Source organism: Nonomuraea sp. NPDC049504 (assembly GCF_040676845.1).
Taxonomy (GTDB): Bacteria; Actinomycetota; Actinomycetes; order Streptosporangiales; family Streptosporangiaceae; genus Nonomuraea; species Nonomuraea salmonea.
The window spans coordinates 42,499-57,836 of the sequence record NZ_JBFAPT010000046.1 but is presented as its reverse complement, the minus strand read 5'-3'; the positions used below and the strand labels follow the sequence as shown (position 1 = coordinate 57,836).

The following is a 15,338-nucleotide window of genomic DNA, read 5'->3' as shown; positions in this document are numbered from 1 at the left end:
GGCTACCTCAGCCCGATCGACTACGAGCAGCAAACCGTCGATAGGGTGCTGCTCGCCGCATGACAACCGGTGTCCACACTTCGGGGTGAGCCCCCACCACCTCGCGACCGGGGAGACGTTCCGGCAGGGGAACGATTGTCTGTTTGTGGATGGCGATCTGCGTACACACCGGTTCGCGGTCGTTCCGATCAGCGCCCTCGTACAACGTGACCTGCACGGTGTCGTCCCGGTAATCGACGTCCATGCGGTCGAAGACGGAGCAGGGAGCGACACCGGATGTCCAGACGAGGTGAAGTCCTCTGCCCATCGCTGACGGGCTTGGCGGAGGTCCAGCCGATCGGAGACGGACCTCGGGCGTCGCCATAGGTCGCCACGGGTGTGGTGGCCGGGCAGGGAGGCGTCGGGCTGGGCTCCACCGCCGGTAGCACCGGCGTCGTCCGCCGCTATGACCGGAAGCGGCGTGCCACGAGCACGTCTGTGGAGGAGTGCGCGAGGATCGACAGGGTCACAGCGAGCGCGGTCAACGCGAACACCTCTCCGGCCAGCGGAATGCCGGATCCCAGAACGATCACGGCGTACACAACTGAGGCGAAGCCCTTGGGCCCGAACCACGCGACCGAGAACCGTTCGTACCGATCGAGGGGCGAGCGGGTGAGCACCAGCAGCAGGGCCATGGGCCGCGCCAGAGCGAGGACCAGGAGGGCGAAGAGCCATCCCCGCCATCCCGGAGCGGTCAGGCTGTCCACGGTCAGCAGCGCGGCGAAGACGAACACTGACAGCAGCTTCAGCAGTTCGGCGATCTGCTCCCCCAACTGCTGGAAGGACTCCTTCAATTCCGGCCCGGCGGTCGCGACGGTGACGCCAGCGGTGAACGCCCCCAGGAACAGGTTCGCGTGCGTGGCGGAGCAGATCGTGAGCACGAGCAGGGCCACCGCCAAGGCGCTGAAAGGCTGATACTTGGAGGTGACGCGAAGGCCCGAGAAGCGCAGCACCAGCACCGCGGCCGAAGCCACGACCAGGCCCACCACCACACCCGCCCCGACCTCGGTGAGCAGCGTCAGGACGTGGGCGTCACGGTGTCCGGCCAAGCCGACGAGTACGAGCACCACCGGCAGAGCAAGTCCGTCGTTGAGACCGGATTCCACATTCAGCAGGTGCCGCACTCTGTGGGGCACCTCGGGCCGTCCGATCACCGCGGCGGCGAAAACGGGGTCGGTGGGGGCGAGGACCGCTCCCAGGAGGAAGGCGTGCGGCCAATCCAGCCCGGCCACATATCTGCCGAGCAGGGCGACCATGGCGAAAGTCAGTGGCATGCCAAGGATCAGCGCTCGCCCCGGCAGCCGCCACGCGCGCCGCAGATCCCCGAAGCCAGTATGCATACCATCGGTGAACAGCACCGAGAACAGCGCCAGCTCGGTCACCGTCCTGACACCACTGTGATCGCCGGACAGCTCAAGGATCGAAACGCCGCCACCGCCCAGCACGAAGCCCGCCACCAGGAAAAGCGCCGCGGTCGACAGCACCGTACGACGGGCCAGCCCCGAGATCAGCACGGCGGCGAACAACACCACCGCGAAACACAACCCGATGATGACGATGTCCGAGGGGCCGTTCACGGGAGGACGACACCATGTCGAGGACCGGTTCCTGTCCGCGCCATTGCGGTCATCTCGCCTGTGCCCTTTCTTGATCTCCGGAGGTGCCGCGTCGGCCACCGTGGGGCGGGCGTCGGCCCTCACGCGTCCTCGGCCTCCGCCACCTGCTCCTGGCTTGCAGGGGAGCTGCCGCCCTTGCCCCGTGCCGCCGACGTTATACCTGGGCGCTCACCAGGCGACCGCCATACAGCCGGACAGGCGTGTCCGTCCGCGCCTTACCGCCGGCGGCAGCGGATCGCTGGCGGGGCTCGTACTGGGCCAAAGAGGTGAACACCTCACCCCCCGAAGGCCTCAATACGGTCACGCACATTAGCCAGCTCCGCTGGAGTCACGCCCAGAACGTCCCACGAAATACCGAACTAACAAAGTACTACTAAGCATGGAGCAGCATGGCAGTCGCCACCAGCAGACGGGCCCGGTACAGGATGGCGAGCAGCACGCGGGCGGGCGCTCGACGACGATCCGGTGCTCGGTCCGGCCAACGCCGTCGAGCAGCGCGAGTCGGTCTCTGGCCGTGCTCATGCTCATGGAGCGTGCCCGGCCGAGCGGGCCGTCTACTCCCGCGCGAGGCGTTCTCCTACAGCCACGCCGAAATCGCCGGGATGCTCGGCGTCAGCAAGTCCGCGAGCCAGCAACACCTTCACTTGGCCCTGCGCCGCGTTACCGCCGCACGCCGCCGAGCGCCCAGGCGGCGATCTCCACCGCCTCCAGCTCTTTGCCTTGCACATCCCCGAACCACCTCCTCATCACCCCTGCCGTCGTCGCCCGGTGTGGTGGCCGCAGAGATTTACCCGATCCTCGACCGGCTCTTGGCGCTGCCGCCCTCCGGACAGGGGCAGGCGTAGCTCTACGCGGGCCGTACGTGGTGACTCCGGAAGGGGGAAATGTGACGCTGCAGATGAGCAGCGGTGAGTGGCGTGCGCAGCAGCCGGCACGCCGGCGCCTCGCTGCACGCCTGCAGCGCGCCGGATGGACCGCCTTCGCGCTCGTGGGCGGCGCGGCGCTCGCCGGGCTGATGGGACCCGGCCCGTTGAGCTGGGCGAGCGTGGTGACTCCGACGGGGTCGGTGCGGATGGATTACGAGCGCTTCACCCGGTTGCAGGGAGATACGAGTCTGCAGCTGCGGGTCCGGCGCGACGTGCGTCAGCCCGATAAGGCGCGGGTGTGGATCTCCAAGGAGTACCTCTCCACCGGCAACGTCCAGCAAGTGGTGCCGACGCCCGAGTCGTGGATTGTGGCGAACGACGGCTATGTCCTGACTTTCGCGCTCATCGGCCCGGCCGATCACGTGATGGCCGAGATTGAGCTCAATCCCGGTCGGCTGGGCCTGTCCCGCGGCAAGGTCGGCGCGCCCGGCGAGGAACCGGTCGGGTTCTGGCAGTTCGCCTACCCGTGACCACCCTGACGAGAAGGAGCCGGGTATGGACGCGGTGCTGCGAGCGGCTTGCATTTACATTGCCCTGCTGGTCATTTTCCGGGTGAGCGGCCGTCGCACGCTGGCCCAGGTGACCACGTTCGACTTCGTCCTGCTGCTGATCATTTCCGAGGCCACGCAGCAGGCGCTGCTCGGTGAGGACTTTTCGATCACCATGGCGGTTCTCGTCATCCTCACGCTTGTCGGCATGGACCGGTTCGCGGACTTTCTCGGCTGGCGGTTCCAGCGCGTCAACAAGGTCCTCGACGGTGTGCCGGTCCTGCTGATCGAACGCGGCCGGCTCCTGGAGGAGCCGATGCGTCACCATCACGTCGATCTGGAGCAGGTCCTGCAGGAAGCCCGCTCCGGCCAGGGCATACAGCGATTGGACGACATCGAGTACGCGATTCTGGAGCGCTCGGGGAAGATCAGCGTCATCCCTAAGCAAGGCGAGCAGCCCACGTGAGGGCCGGATGGCCCCGGCTACGTGCGTCCGGGCAGGATGACAGGCACGAACCGGCCCGCGAGCGCCCGCTCGATCTGCTCGGCCAGCGCGGTGAGTCGGGCCCGCTCCCCCGGCCCGAACCGCTGGCGGGCCGCCTCGGCCTGCAGCGCCCTCAAGCGATCGGCGATCGCCACGTGCCGGGAGGTGGAGGTGCACCAGGCGAGGTCGCGCAGCAAGCGGAACAGCTGGGTCAGGACGAGGGGATCGTGCGCACCGTAGTGGGTCGGTTGCACCAGCGCCTCGCCCAGCACGTCGGCGAAATCCGGCCGGCACAGCACCACCCGTACAGTGCCACGCCGGTCGCACAGCGGGTGCAGCCCGAGCTCGCGGCCAGCCAGCTCGCACAGCACGGCCGACAGGTGGCCCAAGGCGTGCACGGCAGTGGTCGGATCGTTGATCCCCGGGGAGAGCGCCTTCACCACCACGTCGACCAGTTGCCGGACGCCGTACGTCACGTCATGGGCGGCGGTGCGCTCCGGCCCGGTCCGCACCGCCGCCGCGACAGCGCTGACCAGCCTCGAGCGCGCGCCCGCGTCGAGGACGGTGTCGGCGCGCGACCAGCCGGCGCCCAGGGGCGTTCCCGATACCACCATGCTGCCCGGGCAACACTCCATGAACAGCACGACGTCGGCTTCCGCCGCGGCGGCCACCAGTCGCTCCTCGTCCAGGCTCAGCACGAAGCCGGAAGCGCCGGCAGGCAGGCACAGCGCCTCGGACGGCGGGGGCTCGAACACGAAGCCTGCACCCACGGGCGCCCGTTCCGGCAGGACACGCCGGATGGTGCCCTTGGCTTCCCGGTGCACCTGGCGCAGCAGTGTCTCCACCCGCACCTTGCGGGCCAGGTGCGCGAGGAACAGCACGAGCGCGAGAACGCTGGCCAGCGCCAGCACGAATCCCACCGTTACCGCCAACTGGGGCACGAACTCCTCTCCCTCCTGCCGGGATCGGATGGTGCGCAGGACGGTGAGCGCGTAGGTGAAGGTGGCCAGGCACACCGCCAACGTGAGCTGGACGAACCGATCACTGGAGAACGTACGCAGCAGCCGCGGCGAGAACTGGCTGCTCGCCAGCTGCAACGTCACCACCGTCATCGAAAAGGTCAGCGACGTCACCGTGATGAGCGATCCGGCGATGATCTCCAGCACGGTTCTGGCCGCGCTCGCTCCACCGCCGAACAGGTAGGCCGTCAACCACGCGGGAAGCTCGTCCCCGGTCTCGGCCCCCAACTGAGTGAGCCCCACCCCGAGCGCGAGCGCCAATGCCACTCCGATGGCAGGCGAAAGCCACAATTGGGTACGAAGGGTGTCGCGCAGGACACTCAACCTGCCCCGGAGATCCGATGGCCGCATGCGGCAGAGTTCCGTTCCTTCACCGACTGTACGCGCACTCCATCGGATCACAGGAGTCGCCGGTGGCGCCGGTACGACACGCGGCGACGCGGGGCGGCTTCGCCTTCATGGGCGCCACCGTGCCCGGCACAGTGCTGGCCTCGATCGGCCTGCAGAAGTCACTGATCCACGGCTGGGACATCGCCATCGGCGCGCACCTGCCCTACCCCGCCGACGGCGCCATCGTGCGCGCGGTCTGGCAGTTCGCCGCAACCGGCGTCGGCGACGCCCAGCGCCGCGCCGGCGAGTTCGCTGCAGCGATCATGGTCCCGCCCACGGCTTCGCTGTTCACCCGGCTACTCGCCCACCTGGGACGGCATAACCGGCTCTGACCCGCGCGTCATCCGTATCGCCCGCCGGCCACAGGCGGTCGACACGGCCAGGTTCGCACGAGCGGATGAGCAAGGCGATGGAGATCAGGACTGCGCGCGCGTTGAAGAAACCGACGTGGCGGCCGTTCCCCTAACGTTTGAAGCCCAGGTTGACGATGGAGAAACGGGGCAAGAGGGGGGCGCATCGCATGGGAACACCGTCGTGCTCTCCGCCGCATCGATGAAGGGACTGGAGAAGTGGACCGCCTTGGCCGGACAACCTGGATCGAAGCCGAAGGCCCCGCAGCGCCGGAGAGCACCGGTGGGTGCGGGTCCTTCTGCCGGCAGATGGTCGTGCCGTCCCGACGGACGGCTCACCGGCGCGTCGACGATCTGCAGAAGCCTGTCACCAAGGGTGGGGCCTACGCGAGGAGAGCCATGCTCACCTCGCGCTGTGACGCATCAGGCGGCTCGGCCGGGGCCGGCCGATGAACGGATTCTTCGCGCCCGTGTCCCTGCTCATGGTCGCTCTGCTGGCGGTGGGAGCGTTGTACGCCGTCTCGAGGTGGTCGCGTGCTAGCGCCGTCCCCCTCGCCGCCGCGCCCTTCAACGCGGGCGGGGAACCGGCTGAGCACGCGATGAGCCGGTACCACGTCCGCTGGTATCCGGTGACGATGCTGTTCCTCGCCTTCGACATGGAGATGGTGTTCATGTACCCGTGGATCAAGGTCATCTCCACCGTGGGTCCGGGCGCGGTGATCGAGATGTTCACCTTCCTGGCCGTCTTGCTGGCCGGTGTCGCCTACGCCTGGCGGGAAGGGGCTCTCCGGTGGACCTGACCGCCGTGCTCCTGCGAGCGGTGGCCGCTCGGCCGCACGTGTTCCTGGCGACCATGCCCGGCGGGACGCCGGTACGGCTCGCCCTGGAACGGGAGCTTCGCCTGCGTGACCTGCCGATCGCGCTCACGCCCGCGGATACCGACATCCTGCTCGTCGCCGGCCCTGGCCACCCTCGGTTCGAGGCGGTGGAGCGATTGTGGCGGGACACGCCCGCTCCGCGCCAGCGGGTACATGTCGAGGATCCCCGGGACGCGGCCACGGTCATCGACGCCGCCTGTGCTCGCCTGTCCGACCCGGACGACGACGGGGCACGGGAGCGTACAAGCGGCAAAAGCGAGCGCAGTGGAGACGGCGGCGATGACATGAAGATGCCGGCGGGGCTGCCGATGGCCGAGCGGGGGCCGGATCGTGACGGGCTCACGCTCGACCGCCTGCACGTGTCGCTCGGGCCGTTCCTGCCCGACTGGCCGCATGGGTTGACGGTGGGCGTGACCCTGCAGGGCGATGTCGTCCAGGAGGCCGAGCTCGCACACTGGCCGGTGAACCGTACGCCTGCCGGAGCCTGCTTCTGGACGGAGCCATGGGTGCGGGCCGCCGCAGGTGAACGAGTCCGGACCGGGGAGGCGGCCCGCCGCCGGGCGGCCGCTCATCTCGACAGCCTTGGACGGTTCCTCGCCGTCGCGGGATGGCCGGCGGCGGCCATGAGCGCCCGGCGGCTGCGTGACGCCCTGCTGGGCGAAGCGAGCCGCGAGGCCGTCCTGCCGCTTATGGCTGGCTTCACCCGGCGGGTCGGCGGTTCGCGCACTCTGTACTGGCTGACCCGCGGGCTGGGGCCGCTGCCTGGTCGCGAGGCCGCGGCCGCGGGCATCGCCGGGCCGGCGGCGAGGGCGGACGGCGACGTTTCGGCGCGTTACCGGCTGTGGCTGGCGGCGGTCCGGCAGGACATGGATCGGCTGGAGGACTCCGCACCGCTCGATCCGGTCCGCCACGAGCCGCCGCGTGGCCCGCTGTCCGCCCCTCGGCCACCGTCGGCGGCGCTGGCCGAGGTGCTGCCACGCCTCTTGGCGGGCGCTGAACTGGCCGCGGCCCGGCTGATCGTCGCCAGCCTCGATCCGGACCCGGACGAGCCGGCGGCCCAACCGGCGGGGACGGCTCATGACTGACGCCACACCGTGGTGGAGCTTGCTCGCCGCACCGGCCCTTCTGGTGGCCCTCGCGCTGCTGGCGGTCGCGGGTGACGGTGTGCTGTCCTCCCGAGCGGCGGGGCGGCCTGTCACCCTGTTCGCGGTGACTCGTCCACTGCTGGAGGTGCCGCGCCTGCTGGTGGCGCAGCCGCGCCGCTTGCCCGCGCCCGACGTGCCGCTGTGGCGGATCGGCGTGGTGACGGTGCCGGTCGCGGCCCTGTTGTCGGTCGTGGTCGTGCCCCTCGGGCAGGTCGTGGTCTCCGACCTGCCCGAGGGACTGGTGTGGTTCAACGCGATGGAGGTGCTGACCTGGGCGGGGCTGTGGCTGGCCGGGTGGGGGCCGAACGCCGCGTTGAGCCTGATAGGCGGTTACCGCTACCTGGCCCAAGGGCTCGCGTACGAGCTGCCGTTGATGTTCGCGCTGATGACGCCGGGCATCGGGGCGCAGTCGTTGCGGGTCGTGGACATCGTCACCGCGCAGGACGGGTTGTGGTTCGCGGTGTGGATGCCGGTGGCGTTCGTCGTCTATCTCGCCAGCGTACTGGCGTTCAGCTTTACCGGCCCGTTCGCCTATCCGGCGGGTGGCGACATCGCCGGGGGCGTGTTCGGGGAGGTGTCGGGTCCCGACCGGCTGCTGCTGTCAGCCGGCCGGTGGCTGTGGCTGGCCGCAGGGTCGGCCATGGCGGTGCCGCTGTTTCTGGGAGGTGGAGCCGGGCCCTGGCTGCCCGCCTGGGTGTGGTCGCTGGCCAAGACAGTGGCCGTGCTCGCGCTGCTGGTGTGGGCGCGCAGGCTGCTGCCGGTGGTCCGCGCGGACCGGTACATGGAGGTGGCCTGGGTCGTCCTGCTGCCCCTGAGCGTCCTTCAGGCGCTGGTTCCGGCACTGGTCGTGCTGTGAGAGGGGATCGCTGATGGAGGTGGCGCTGTTCTGGCTGCTGGCCACGCCGGCGCTGGCCGGGGGCGCGTTGGTGTTTCGTGTCAATTCGATGGCACGGGCCACGTTCGCGCTGCTGGCGGCGCTGATCTGCGTCGGCGGCGAGCTGGTGTTGCTGGGGCTGCCATATCTGGGGCTCGTGGTCGTGCTGATGATGGTCATGGAGATGCTGATCATGGCGGTGTTCATGGTCGCGTACATGATGAATCCCGGCGGCCTCATGCCGATGTCGATGGTGCACAACAAGCGCGGCGCGCTGGCCATCAGTGCCGGCGTCTTCCTGGCCCTGGCCGCCGGGATCCTGCTCGCACCGTGGCCGGCCCCGGCCGCCGCCCCACCTTCTGACACGACGTTCCAGCTCGGCGAGTCGCTGATGGGCGGGAAGATGCTGACGATGGTGACGCTGGGGTTCGTGCTGCTGGCGACGATGGTGGGCGCCACCGTGCTGGCGACCCGCCGGGGCCGCTACGACCGGTTCGGCGACGACCTCGACCAGCACCCGGCCGACGATCCGGCGCGCGGCGGGGTGGGCCGGTGACCCTGCAGCTGTTCCTCCTGCTGGCGGCGGGATTGTTCGCGATCGGCCTGTTCGGGGCGCTGTCCCAGCAGTCCATCGTCATGATCATGATGGGCCTCGAGCTGATGATCGGTGGAGTCATCGTGGGTGCCGCCGCGTTCTGGCGGTTCCTTGCGCCTGCGGCGAGCGGGCAGGTGATCGTCGTGGCGGCCGTTGTGGCGATGGCCGTCGAGATGGCGATGGGATTCGCCGTGACCACCGCCATCTACCGGTCCCGGCAAGTGGATATGACCGATATGGCCAAGGACCTCAAGGAATGAGCGCCCTCCTCTGGGCGCTGGTCGCCGTGCCTCTGGCCGCAGGAACGCTGCTCGGTGTCACCGGCCGACGCTGGAACCGGCAAGCCCCGGCGCTGGGCGTCGCGGCCGCCGTGGTGACGCTCGTCCTGGCCGTCGCCGCAGCACTGCTGCGGCCGGCGGCGAGCACGCCGCTGCTTGCGGGGATCGAGGCAGGACTGCGGGTGGACGGTCTGTCGGCCGTCATGGTGGTCACCGTCGCGGCCGTCACCGTCGCCGTGCTGGTGTTCGCGGCCGGTGAGTTCGGGACGGAGGCGAACCGCGGGCGCTTCTTCGGGCTCATGCTGCTGTTCGCCGGGGGCATGCTGGTCACCGTCACGGCGACCACGCTGCCGCCGCTCCTCATGGCGTGGGAGGCTATGGGGGCCACGAGCTGGGCCCTGATCGGCTACCGGTGGCACGAGCCTGAGCGGGCACGGGCTGCGGACGTCGCCTTCCTCACCACGCGGACCGCCGACCTCGGCCTGTACCTCGCGGCCGGTGCCGCCCTGGCCGGCGGCGTCGGCTCGCTCCGCCTGGACGCCCTGCCCACGGCCGCGTCACCGTGGCTGCAGGTGGTCGCCGCCGGGGTGGTGGTGGCGGCCCTGGGCAAGTCAGCGCAGCTGCCGTTCTCGTTCTGGCTGTCACGAGCGATGGAGGGCCCGGGCCCGGTCTCCGCGCTGTTGCACTCGGCTGCGATGGTCGCGGCGGGCGCGTACCTGTTGCTGCGGCTCGCGCCGCTGCAGGCGGCCACCGGTTGGGCCGGGCCTCTGGTGGCGTGGATCGGCGTGGGTACCGCGCTGCTCCTGGGTCTCGTCGCCGTCGCCCAGACGGACCTGAAGCAGCTTCTGGCGGCATCCACCGCAGCACAGGTCGGCTTCATGGTGCTGGGTGCGGGCTGTGCGGCTGTCGCAGCGGCGACGACGCAGTTCGTCGCGCACGCGGCCACCAAGGCAGGATTGTTCCTTGCCGCCAGCGCCTGGCTGTCCGCGCTGGGCACCAAGCGGCTGCCCGCGCTGCGCGGCGCCGCCCGTTCTCATCGGGTGGTCGGCGCCGCGTTCACCGCGGGGGCGCTCGCCCTGGCGGGGGTGCCGCCGCTGTCGTTGTGGGCCGCCAAGGACGAAGTGCTGGCCGCCGCCGGCGAACACGGCTGGGGGCTGCACCTGGCAGGGTTCGCGGCGGCCGTCGTCTCGGCCCTCTACAGCGTCAAAGCGCTCTGGTACGTGTGGCGGCCCCTGCCACGAGACGCCGCCGCCGGCTACGACAGCGAACAGCGGGGCACCCGCCGGGTCACGCCGCTTATGCGGGCGCCGCTGCTGGTGCTGGCGCTCGCCGCCGCCACGCTGGGAGTGCTCGCACTGCCTGGGCCGGCCGGCTGGCTGCGCGCGGCGGTGGGCGGTGCCGGGGAGCCCTCTCCACAACCGTGGGAGGTCGCGCTGTCGGCGGGCACCGCCCTGGCCGTCGCGGCGTTCGCCTGGTGGCGGGGACCGCGCCCGCTGCCCGCGATCGGATGGGCGGCCGGGTGGCTGGGGCTGGAGCGGGCGGCCCGGAAGCTGATCGTCCGCCCGGTCATGGCGCTGGCCAGATTCCTCGCGGACTTCGACGAGCGCGTCATCGACGCAACGGTGCAGCGGCTGGCGCGCGCGACCTTGTCGGTCGCTCGACTGTCGGCCGGATTCGACGATCGCCGCATCGACGGCGCGGTGCAGGGCGTGGCACGCGCGAGTCTGGCGGCGGCCAGGTGGTCGGCCCGTGCCGACGACGGCGGAATCGACGCTGTGGTCGGCACGGTCGCCGCCGGTGTGCGCCGGCTCGGGCGGTGGGCGCGCCGCCCACAGACAGGGCTGCTGCACCAGTACTACGCCCAAGCCGTGATCGGCCTGGCGGCGCTGCTCCTTCTCGTGTTGCTGATGGGGTGACCGTGTGCTGACCGTGATCGTCTTCCTGCCGCTGCTGACGTGTGCCGTGCTGCTGCTAGTGCGGCGCCGACTTCGCAACCGCACGTACGTAGGGGTGTGGGTCGCCGTCGCGGTGGCCGACCTGCTGCTCGTCATCGTCGCGTGGCTCGGCTTCCGGGTCGGCGGCGGCCTGCAGTACGAGCAGCGGCTACGCTGGATGCCCGGCGCCGGGGTGAGCTACCACGTCGGCGTGGACGGCCTGTCGCTGCCACTGGTGGCGCTGACCTGTCTGCTCTTCCTCGCCGTGGCCGTCTACTCGCTGCAGGAGGAACGCCGGGTCCGCTCGTACGTGTGCCTGTTCCTGTTCTTGCAGACGGTCTGCCTGGGGTTGTTCGTCGCGCAGGACCTGATTCTGTTCTTCGTCTTCTTCGACCTGTCGATCGTCGGCATGTTCTTCGTCATCGCGGGCTGGGGCCATGGCGAGCGCGGACGGGCGGCGGCGCTGAAATTCTTCCTCTACACGTTCGTCGGCTCGCTCGCCCTGCTCCTGGGTTTCATCGGCCTGTACCTGGCCGCCGTTCCGCACACCTTCGACCTGGTCGAGCTGACGCGGGCGAACCCGCTGGCCGGGCGTGGCGGGTACGGGGCCATGGTGCTGCTCGCGATCGGCGTCGGATTGGCCGTCAAGACGCCGACGGTACCCTTCCATACCTGGTTGCCGCCCGCGCACACAGAGGCGCCGGCCGCCGGATCCGCCATTCTCGCCGGTATCCTGCTGAAAATGGGCACCTACGGTTTGGTGCGCATCGCGATGCCGCTGCTGCCGGGCAGCTGGCGGGACTACGCTCTGGTCTTCATCGTCGTCGGTGCCGTCTCCGCCGTCTACGGAGCCCTGGTGGCCCTGGCCCAGACCGATTTCAAGCGCATGGTCGCTTACACGTCCGTCAACCACATGGGGTACGTTTTCCTCGCGGTCGGCGCGGCAGGCGTGCTGGCCGGCACCGATGCCGGGGCCCGTGCCCTCGCGGTCACCGGAGCAGTCACCCAGATGGTCAGCCACGGCCTGATCACGGGCGCCCTCTTCCTGATCACGGGGGTGCTCTACAACCGTGGCGGCACCTACGAGATGGACGCCTATTCCGGACTGGCAGGACCGGCGCCCAGACTGGCGGCGGCGACGGGCGTCGCGGCGTTCGCGAGCCTCGGCATCCCCGGTTTCTCCGGCTTCATCGCCGAATTCCAGATCTTCGCTGGAAGCCTGGCCTCCCAGGCGGTCGCCACCGCCGTGGCCTTGACCGGCATCGTCATCACCGCCACGCTGTTCCTACGAGCTCTGCGCGGCATGTTCCTGGGGGCTGTGCGCCTGCCGCCCTCCACCGATGTGAACGGCCTGCGCGACCTGGCCGGCACCGAGACGCTGTCCATCGTGCCGCTGCTGGCGCTCGCCCTGCTCATCGGTGTCGCCCCACGCCTGCTGCTGGACGTCGTCGAGCCGGCCGGCCGGGTCCTCGTGGGGCTGGTCGCGCGGTGAACAAGAATCTGCCCGCCCTCATCCCCGAGATCGTGCTCCTCGCCGCAGCCGTCGCCGGGTTGCTCGCCGGCTCCTGGCTGCCCCGGCGCAGCCAATGGATCATCGCGGCCCTGTCCGCCGTGGCCTGCGCGATCGGCATCGGCACGACCGCAGGCGGACTCGGGCGGACCCAGACCGTGTTCTCGGGTACGTTCGCCGTCGACACCGCCACCCATGTAGGCCGGCTGATCGTTCTCCTTGCCCTGCTGCTGGTCTGCGGTATGTCCGTAACCAGGATGCGGCGAGACAAGCGCGAGGCCGAGTACTACGTGCTGCTGCTCCTGACCGGCGCCGGCACCCTCGCCATGATCGGTGCCGGTGATCTACTGATGCTCTTCGCCGGCTTTCTGCTAGCCGGCATCCCAGCCTACGCACTCGCCGGCTTCGCCAAGGACGGTGCCGGTACCGAGGCCGCCCTGAAGTACTACCTGATGGGAGCGCTGCTGGGCACCGTGATGCTGGCCGGAGTGGCCACGCTGTACGGAGCGGGCCACACCACCGTGTACGCCGGTCTGCGCGCGGAGCTGCACACTGCTCCGCACGCCCTGGTCGCCGCCGGGCTCGTCGCGGTGCTGGCCGGGCTGCTGTTCAAGGCCGGCGCCGTACCGGCTCACTTCTGGGTGGCCGACGTCGCCGACGGAGCGACGGCGCCCATCGCCGCCTATGTCACCACCCTGCCCAAGATCGGCGCGCTGATCGCCACCTACCGGTTCCTGCACCAGACTCTCCCCTCGGGAGACGAGTGGCCCCTGCTGGTCGCCGTGCTCGCCGCCGCCTCCATGACGCTGGGCAACTTGGCGGCGTTCTTCCAGACCTCGGTCAAGCGTCTGCTGGCCTACTCCACCATCAGCCAGGTCGGCTACCTGCTCATGGCCATCGCCGTAGCCACGCGCAGCGATCTGTCCCAGCCGGCTCTGCTGTTCTACCTGGCCGCCTACGCCGTGACCAAGTTGGGCGCGTTCGCCGTGGTGACCGAACTGTCTGATGCTCGTGTCATCAACGACTACCGCGGGCTCGCCCGCCACCGTCCCGGCTTGGCCGCCGTTCTGATCGTCTGCCTGCTCGGTCTGGTCGGCACCCCGCCCACGGGTGTTTTTCTCGGCAAACTGGAGGTCTTCAGCGCCGCGATCGACGGCGGTTACGCCTGGCTCGCCGTCCTGGCCGTCGCCAACACCGTGGTTTCCCTCTTCTACTACCTGCGCTGGCTCACCCCGCTCTTCCGGCCCGCGCCCGTCGCCGCGTTCCCTCGCGCGAGCCGGTGCTCCTGGCCTACCGGGGTGGCCTACGTCGCCGGCGCGCTCTCGCTCGCCCTGGGCATCGCGGGAGGAACCGTCCTCCCCTTCCTGCAAGGCAACCTGGCACTCTGACGCCGGTCCACACACCCCTGATCACGCGCGGCTGCCTGGTCACTCCGTGACACGACCCGGTCATCCTCGTGACGGTCCTGGTGACCGGTGCTTCGCCTGCAGGGGCGGACAGCGTTCCCGCGTGCCAGTCTGGCGAGCACGGTCAGAAGCAGGGTGGCGTGCCTGATCATCATGACCCGGGTGGTGACGGCACGTATGCCTCGATCCATTCGGCAGGAGCGCCGATCAAGTGGGCGGCGATGGAGCCGTCCCGGTTGAGCAGGTCGCGTGCGGTGACGGATAGCGAAACCTTCTGGCGGTGTCTTGACTCTCTGGATTGTTGACATGGCTGATCGGTGTCGCCATCGCCGCCCTCTCCCTGGCCGCCGTCTAGGTCGTGTTTCATAAGGCACTGAGCCACTGGTTGATCGCAGCGATGATGACGACGGCTTCGTAGCGTACGGCGAGCTTGCCGTAACGGGTCGCCATGCCGCGGTTGCCTTTGAGCAGGTTGATGCCGCACTCCACAGCGTGACGCAGCCGGTAGAACGCGGGGTCGAAGGACGGCGGGCGACCTCCCTTCGATCCCTTGGCTCGCCGGTGAGCGTCCTGGCCGGCCTTGCTCGGAATGCACGCCTTGATCCCACGCCGGCGCAGATGAGTCCGGTTGGCCTTGCTGGTGTAGGCCTTGTCGGCCAGGACCCGATCCGGGCGGGTCCTGGGACGGCCACCGCCGAGGCGGGCCACCCGGATCTTGGCGAGCACCGGGATGAACTGCGGGCTGTCGCCCCGCTGCCCGGCGGTCACCACCGCAGCCAGCAGCTTGCGGCCCTGCTCGCAAGCCAGATGGGTTTTGGTGGTCAGCCCGCCGCGTGAGCGCCCCAGCGCGTGATCGGCCGGCTCGCTGTGCACCCCGCCGGGTGGCTCCTTCTGCAGGTGGCCGTCCCGGCGGGCTCCGGCCGCGTGCTGGTGAGCCCGGGTGATCGTGGAGTCCACGCTCACCGTCCAACCGATCTTCCCGGCGGCGTCCGCACACGCCTGCAACGCCGCCAGGATCCGCGCCCAGACCCCCTCCCGCTGCCAGCGCCGGAACAAGCCATACACGCTGAACCAGTGGCCGTAGCAGGCAGGAACGTCCCGCCACGGCGCCCCGGTCCGGATCCGCCATCGGATCCCGTCGATCTGCAGCATCAGCCCGTCGATCGCGGCAAGGATCAGCGTGGCGACCCCGATCGCCTGGCCGGCCAACCAGCCGGGGTGCAGCGCGCGCAGCCGGTCGGCGATCTGCCGCCGGGCCTCGCGATGCTCGTCGCGGAGCATGGCGCTGAGCACGGGGGCGGTGGTCGCTCCGATGATCAGCTCGGCGGCCAGCCGGGAGGCCAGCTCGTCGCCGGCGGCCTGCGGCACCAGGGTGCGAATCGAGGCCAGTGCGACCCGCTCGTCGC

General features: G+C 70.0%; 15 protein-coding genes. 12 read left to right on the top strand and 3 right to left on the bottom strand.

Annotation, left to right across the window (positions count from 1 at the left end):
* Positions 1-443: 443 nt before the first annotated feature.
* Positions 444-1,616, bottom strand: a complete 1,173-nt coding sequence (locus tag AB0K28_RS48115) for a cation:proton antiporter (protein ID WP_364384384.1) — start codon at positions 1,614-1,616, stop codon at positions 444-446.
* A gap of 428 nt (positions 1,617-2,044) precedes the next feature.
* On the opposite strand from AB0K28_RS48115, the gene AB0K28_RS48110 reads away from it, so the two are divergent.
* From AB0K28_RS48110 to AB0K28_RS48100, 3 genes are read left to right on the top strand one after another with little or no spacing between them, the layout of a single operon-like run.
* Positions 2,045-2,500 (top strand): sigma factor-like helix-turn-helix DNA-binding protein, encoded by a 456-nt coding sequence (locus AB0K28_RS48110; protein ID WP_364384381.1) that lies wholly within the window; start codon positions 2,045-2,047, stop codon positions 2,498-2,500.
* 41 nt (positions 2,501-2,541) lie between these two features.
* Positions 2,542-3,051 (top strand): hypothetical protein, encoded by a 510-nt coding sequence (locus AB0K28_RS48105; RefSeq protein ID WP_364384378.1) that lies wholly within the window; start codon positions 2,542-2,544, stop codon positions 3,049-3,051.
* A 25-nt stretch (positions 3,052-3,076) separates the two neighbouring features.
* On the top strand, positions 3,077-3,535 hold the full coding sequence (locus AB0K28_RS48100) for a YetF domain-containing protein (RefSeq protein ID WP_364384375.1): 459 nt from the start codon (positions 3,077-3,079) through the stop codon (positions 3,533-3,535).
* Between the two features lie 17 nt (positions 3,536-3,552).
* Here the strand turns inward: AB0K28_RS48100 and AB0K28_RS48095 are convergent, their stop codons facing one another.
* Positions 3,553-4,923, bottom strand: a complete 1,371-nt coding sequence (locus tag AB0K28_RS48095) for a DUF2254 domain-containing protein (protein ID WP_364384372.1) — start codon at positions 4,921-4,923, stop codon at positions 3,553-3,555.
* 62 nt (positions 4,924-4,985) lie between these two features.
* Between AB0K28_RS48095 and AB0K28_RS48090 the strand changes: the two genes are divergently transcribed.
* The 9 genes from AB0K28_RS48090 to AB0K28_RS48050 all read left to right on the top strand — a co-directional run bounded on the left by AB0K28_RS48090 (position 4,986) and on the right by AB0K28_RS48050 (position 13,914).
* Positions 4,986-5,294, top strand: a complete 309-nt coding sequence (locus tag AB0K28_RS48090) for a hypothetical protein (protein ID WP_364384369.1) — start codon at positions 4,986-4,988, stop codon at positions 5,292-5,294.
* A 467-nt stretch (positions 5,295-5,761) separates the two neighbouring features.
* Positions 5,762-6,112 (top strand): NADH-quinone oxidoreductase subunit A, encoded by a 351-nt coding sequence (locus tag AB0K28_RS48085; protein ID WP_364384366.1) that lies wholly within the window; start codon positions 5,762-5,764, stop codon positions 6,110-6,112.
* On the top strand, positions 6,103-7,275 hold the full coding sequence (locus AB0K28_RS48080) for a hypothetical protein (protein ID WP_364384363.1): 1,173 nt from the start codon (positions 6,103-6,105) through the stop codon (positions 7,273-7,275). Before AB0K28_RS48085 ends, AB0K28_RS48080 begins: the two co-directional genes overlap by 10 nt.
* Positions 7,268-8,191: a complex I subunit 1 family protein gene (locus AB0K28_RS48075; protein ID WP_364384360.1), complete on the top strand. Its 924-nt coding sequence runs from the start codon at positions 7,268-7,270 to the stop codon at positions 8,189-8,191. Before AB0K28_RS48080 ends, AB0K28_RS48075 begins: the two co-directional genes overlap by 8 nt.
* Positions 8,192-8,204: 13 nt before the next feature.
* A complete protein-coding gene (locus AB0K28_RS48070) occupies positions 8,205-8,765 on the top strand; it encodes an NADH-quinone oxidoreductase subunit J (protein WP_364384357.1) in 561 nt (186 codons plus the stop codon).
* The gene (locus AB0K28_RS48065; protein WP_364384354.1) at positions 8,762-9,064 is read left to right on the top strand and encodes an NADH-quinone oxidoreductase subunit K; all 303 of its coding nucleotides are present in this window, start codon (positions 8,762-8,764) and stop codon (positions 9,062-9,064) included. The genes AB0K28_RS48070 and AB0K28_RS48065 overlap by 4 nt, the downstream gene beginning before the upstream one ends.
* Positions 9,061-10,998, top strand: a complete 1,938-nt coding sequence (locus AB0K28_RS48060) for a proton-conducting transporter membrane subunit (protein ID WP_364384351.1) — start codon at positions 9,061-9,063, stop codon at positions 10,996-10,998. Before AB0K28_RS48065 ends, AB0K28_RS48060 begins: the two co-directional genes overlap by 4 nt.
* Before the next feature lie 4 nt (positions 10,999-11,002).
* The gene (locus AB0K28_RS48055) at positions 11,003-12,508 is read left to right on the top strand and encodes an NADH-quinone oxidoreductase subunit M (protein WP_364384348.1); all 1,506 of its coding nucleotides are present in this window, start codon (positions 11,003-11,005) and stop codon (positions 12,506-12,508) included.
* Positions 12,505-13,914 carry an NADH-quinone oxidoreductase subunit N gene (locus AB0K28_RS48050; protein ID WP_364384345.1) on the top strand — a complete coding sequence of 470 codons (1,410 nt, stop codon included), beginning with the start codon at positions 12,505-12,507 and terminating at the stop codon, positions 13,912-13,914. Before AB0K28_RS48055 ends, AB0K28_RS48050 begins: the two co-directional genes overlap by 4 nt.
* A gap of 381 nt (positions 13,915-14,295) precedes the next feature.
* Here AB0K28_RS48050 and AB0K28_RS48045 read toward each other — a convergent pair whose 3' ends face one another.
* Positions 14,296-15,300 carry an IS5 family transposase gene (locus AB0K28_RS48045; protein WP_364384342.1) on the bottom strand — a complete coding sequence of 335 codons (1,005 nt, stop codon included), beginning with the start codon at positions 15,298-15,300 and terminating at the stop codon, positions 14,296-14,298.
* Positions 15,301-15,338 lie beyond the last annotated feature (38 nt).

Bases quoted from the DNA above. Each gene is read 5' to 3' on its own strand.
- AB0K28_RS48095 (WP_364384372.1), bottom strand. From the start codon at position 4,923: ATGCGGCCATCGGATCTCCGGGGCAGGTTGAGTGTCCTGCGCGACACC.
- AB0K28_RS48060 (WP_364384351.1), top strand. From the start codon at position 9,061: ATGAGCGCCCTCCTCTGGGCGCTGGTCGCCGTGCCTCTGGCCGCAGGA.
- AB0K28_RS48110 (WP_364384381.1), top strand. From the start codon at position 2,045: ATGGCAGTCGCCACCAGCAGACGGGCCCGGTACAGGATGGCGAGCAGC.
- AB0K28_RS48075 (WP_364384360.1), top strand. From the start codon at position 7,268: ATGACTGACGCCACACCGTGGTGGAGCTTGCTCGCCGCACCGGCCCTT.
- AB0K28_RS48070 (WP_364384357.1), top strand. From the start codon at position 8,205: ATGGAGGTGGCGCTGTTCTGGCTGCTGGCCACGCCGGCGCTGGCCGGG.
- AB0K28_RS48085 (WP_364384366.1), top strand. From the start codon at position 5,762: ATGAACGGATTCTTCGCGCCCGTGTCCCTGCTCATGGTCGCTCTGCTG.
- AB0K28_RS48100 (WP_364384375.1), top strand. From the start codon at position 3,077: ATGGACGCGGTGCTGCGAGCGGCTTGCATTTACATTGCCCTGCTGGTC.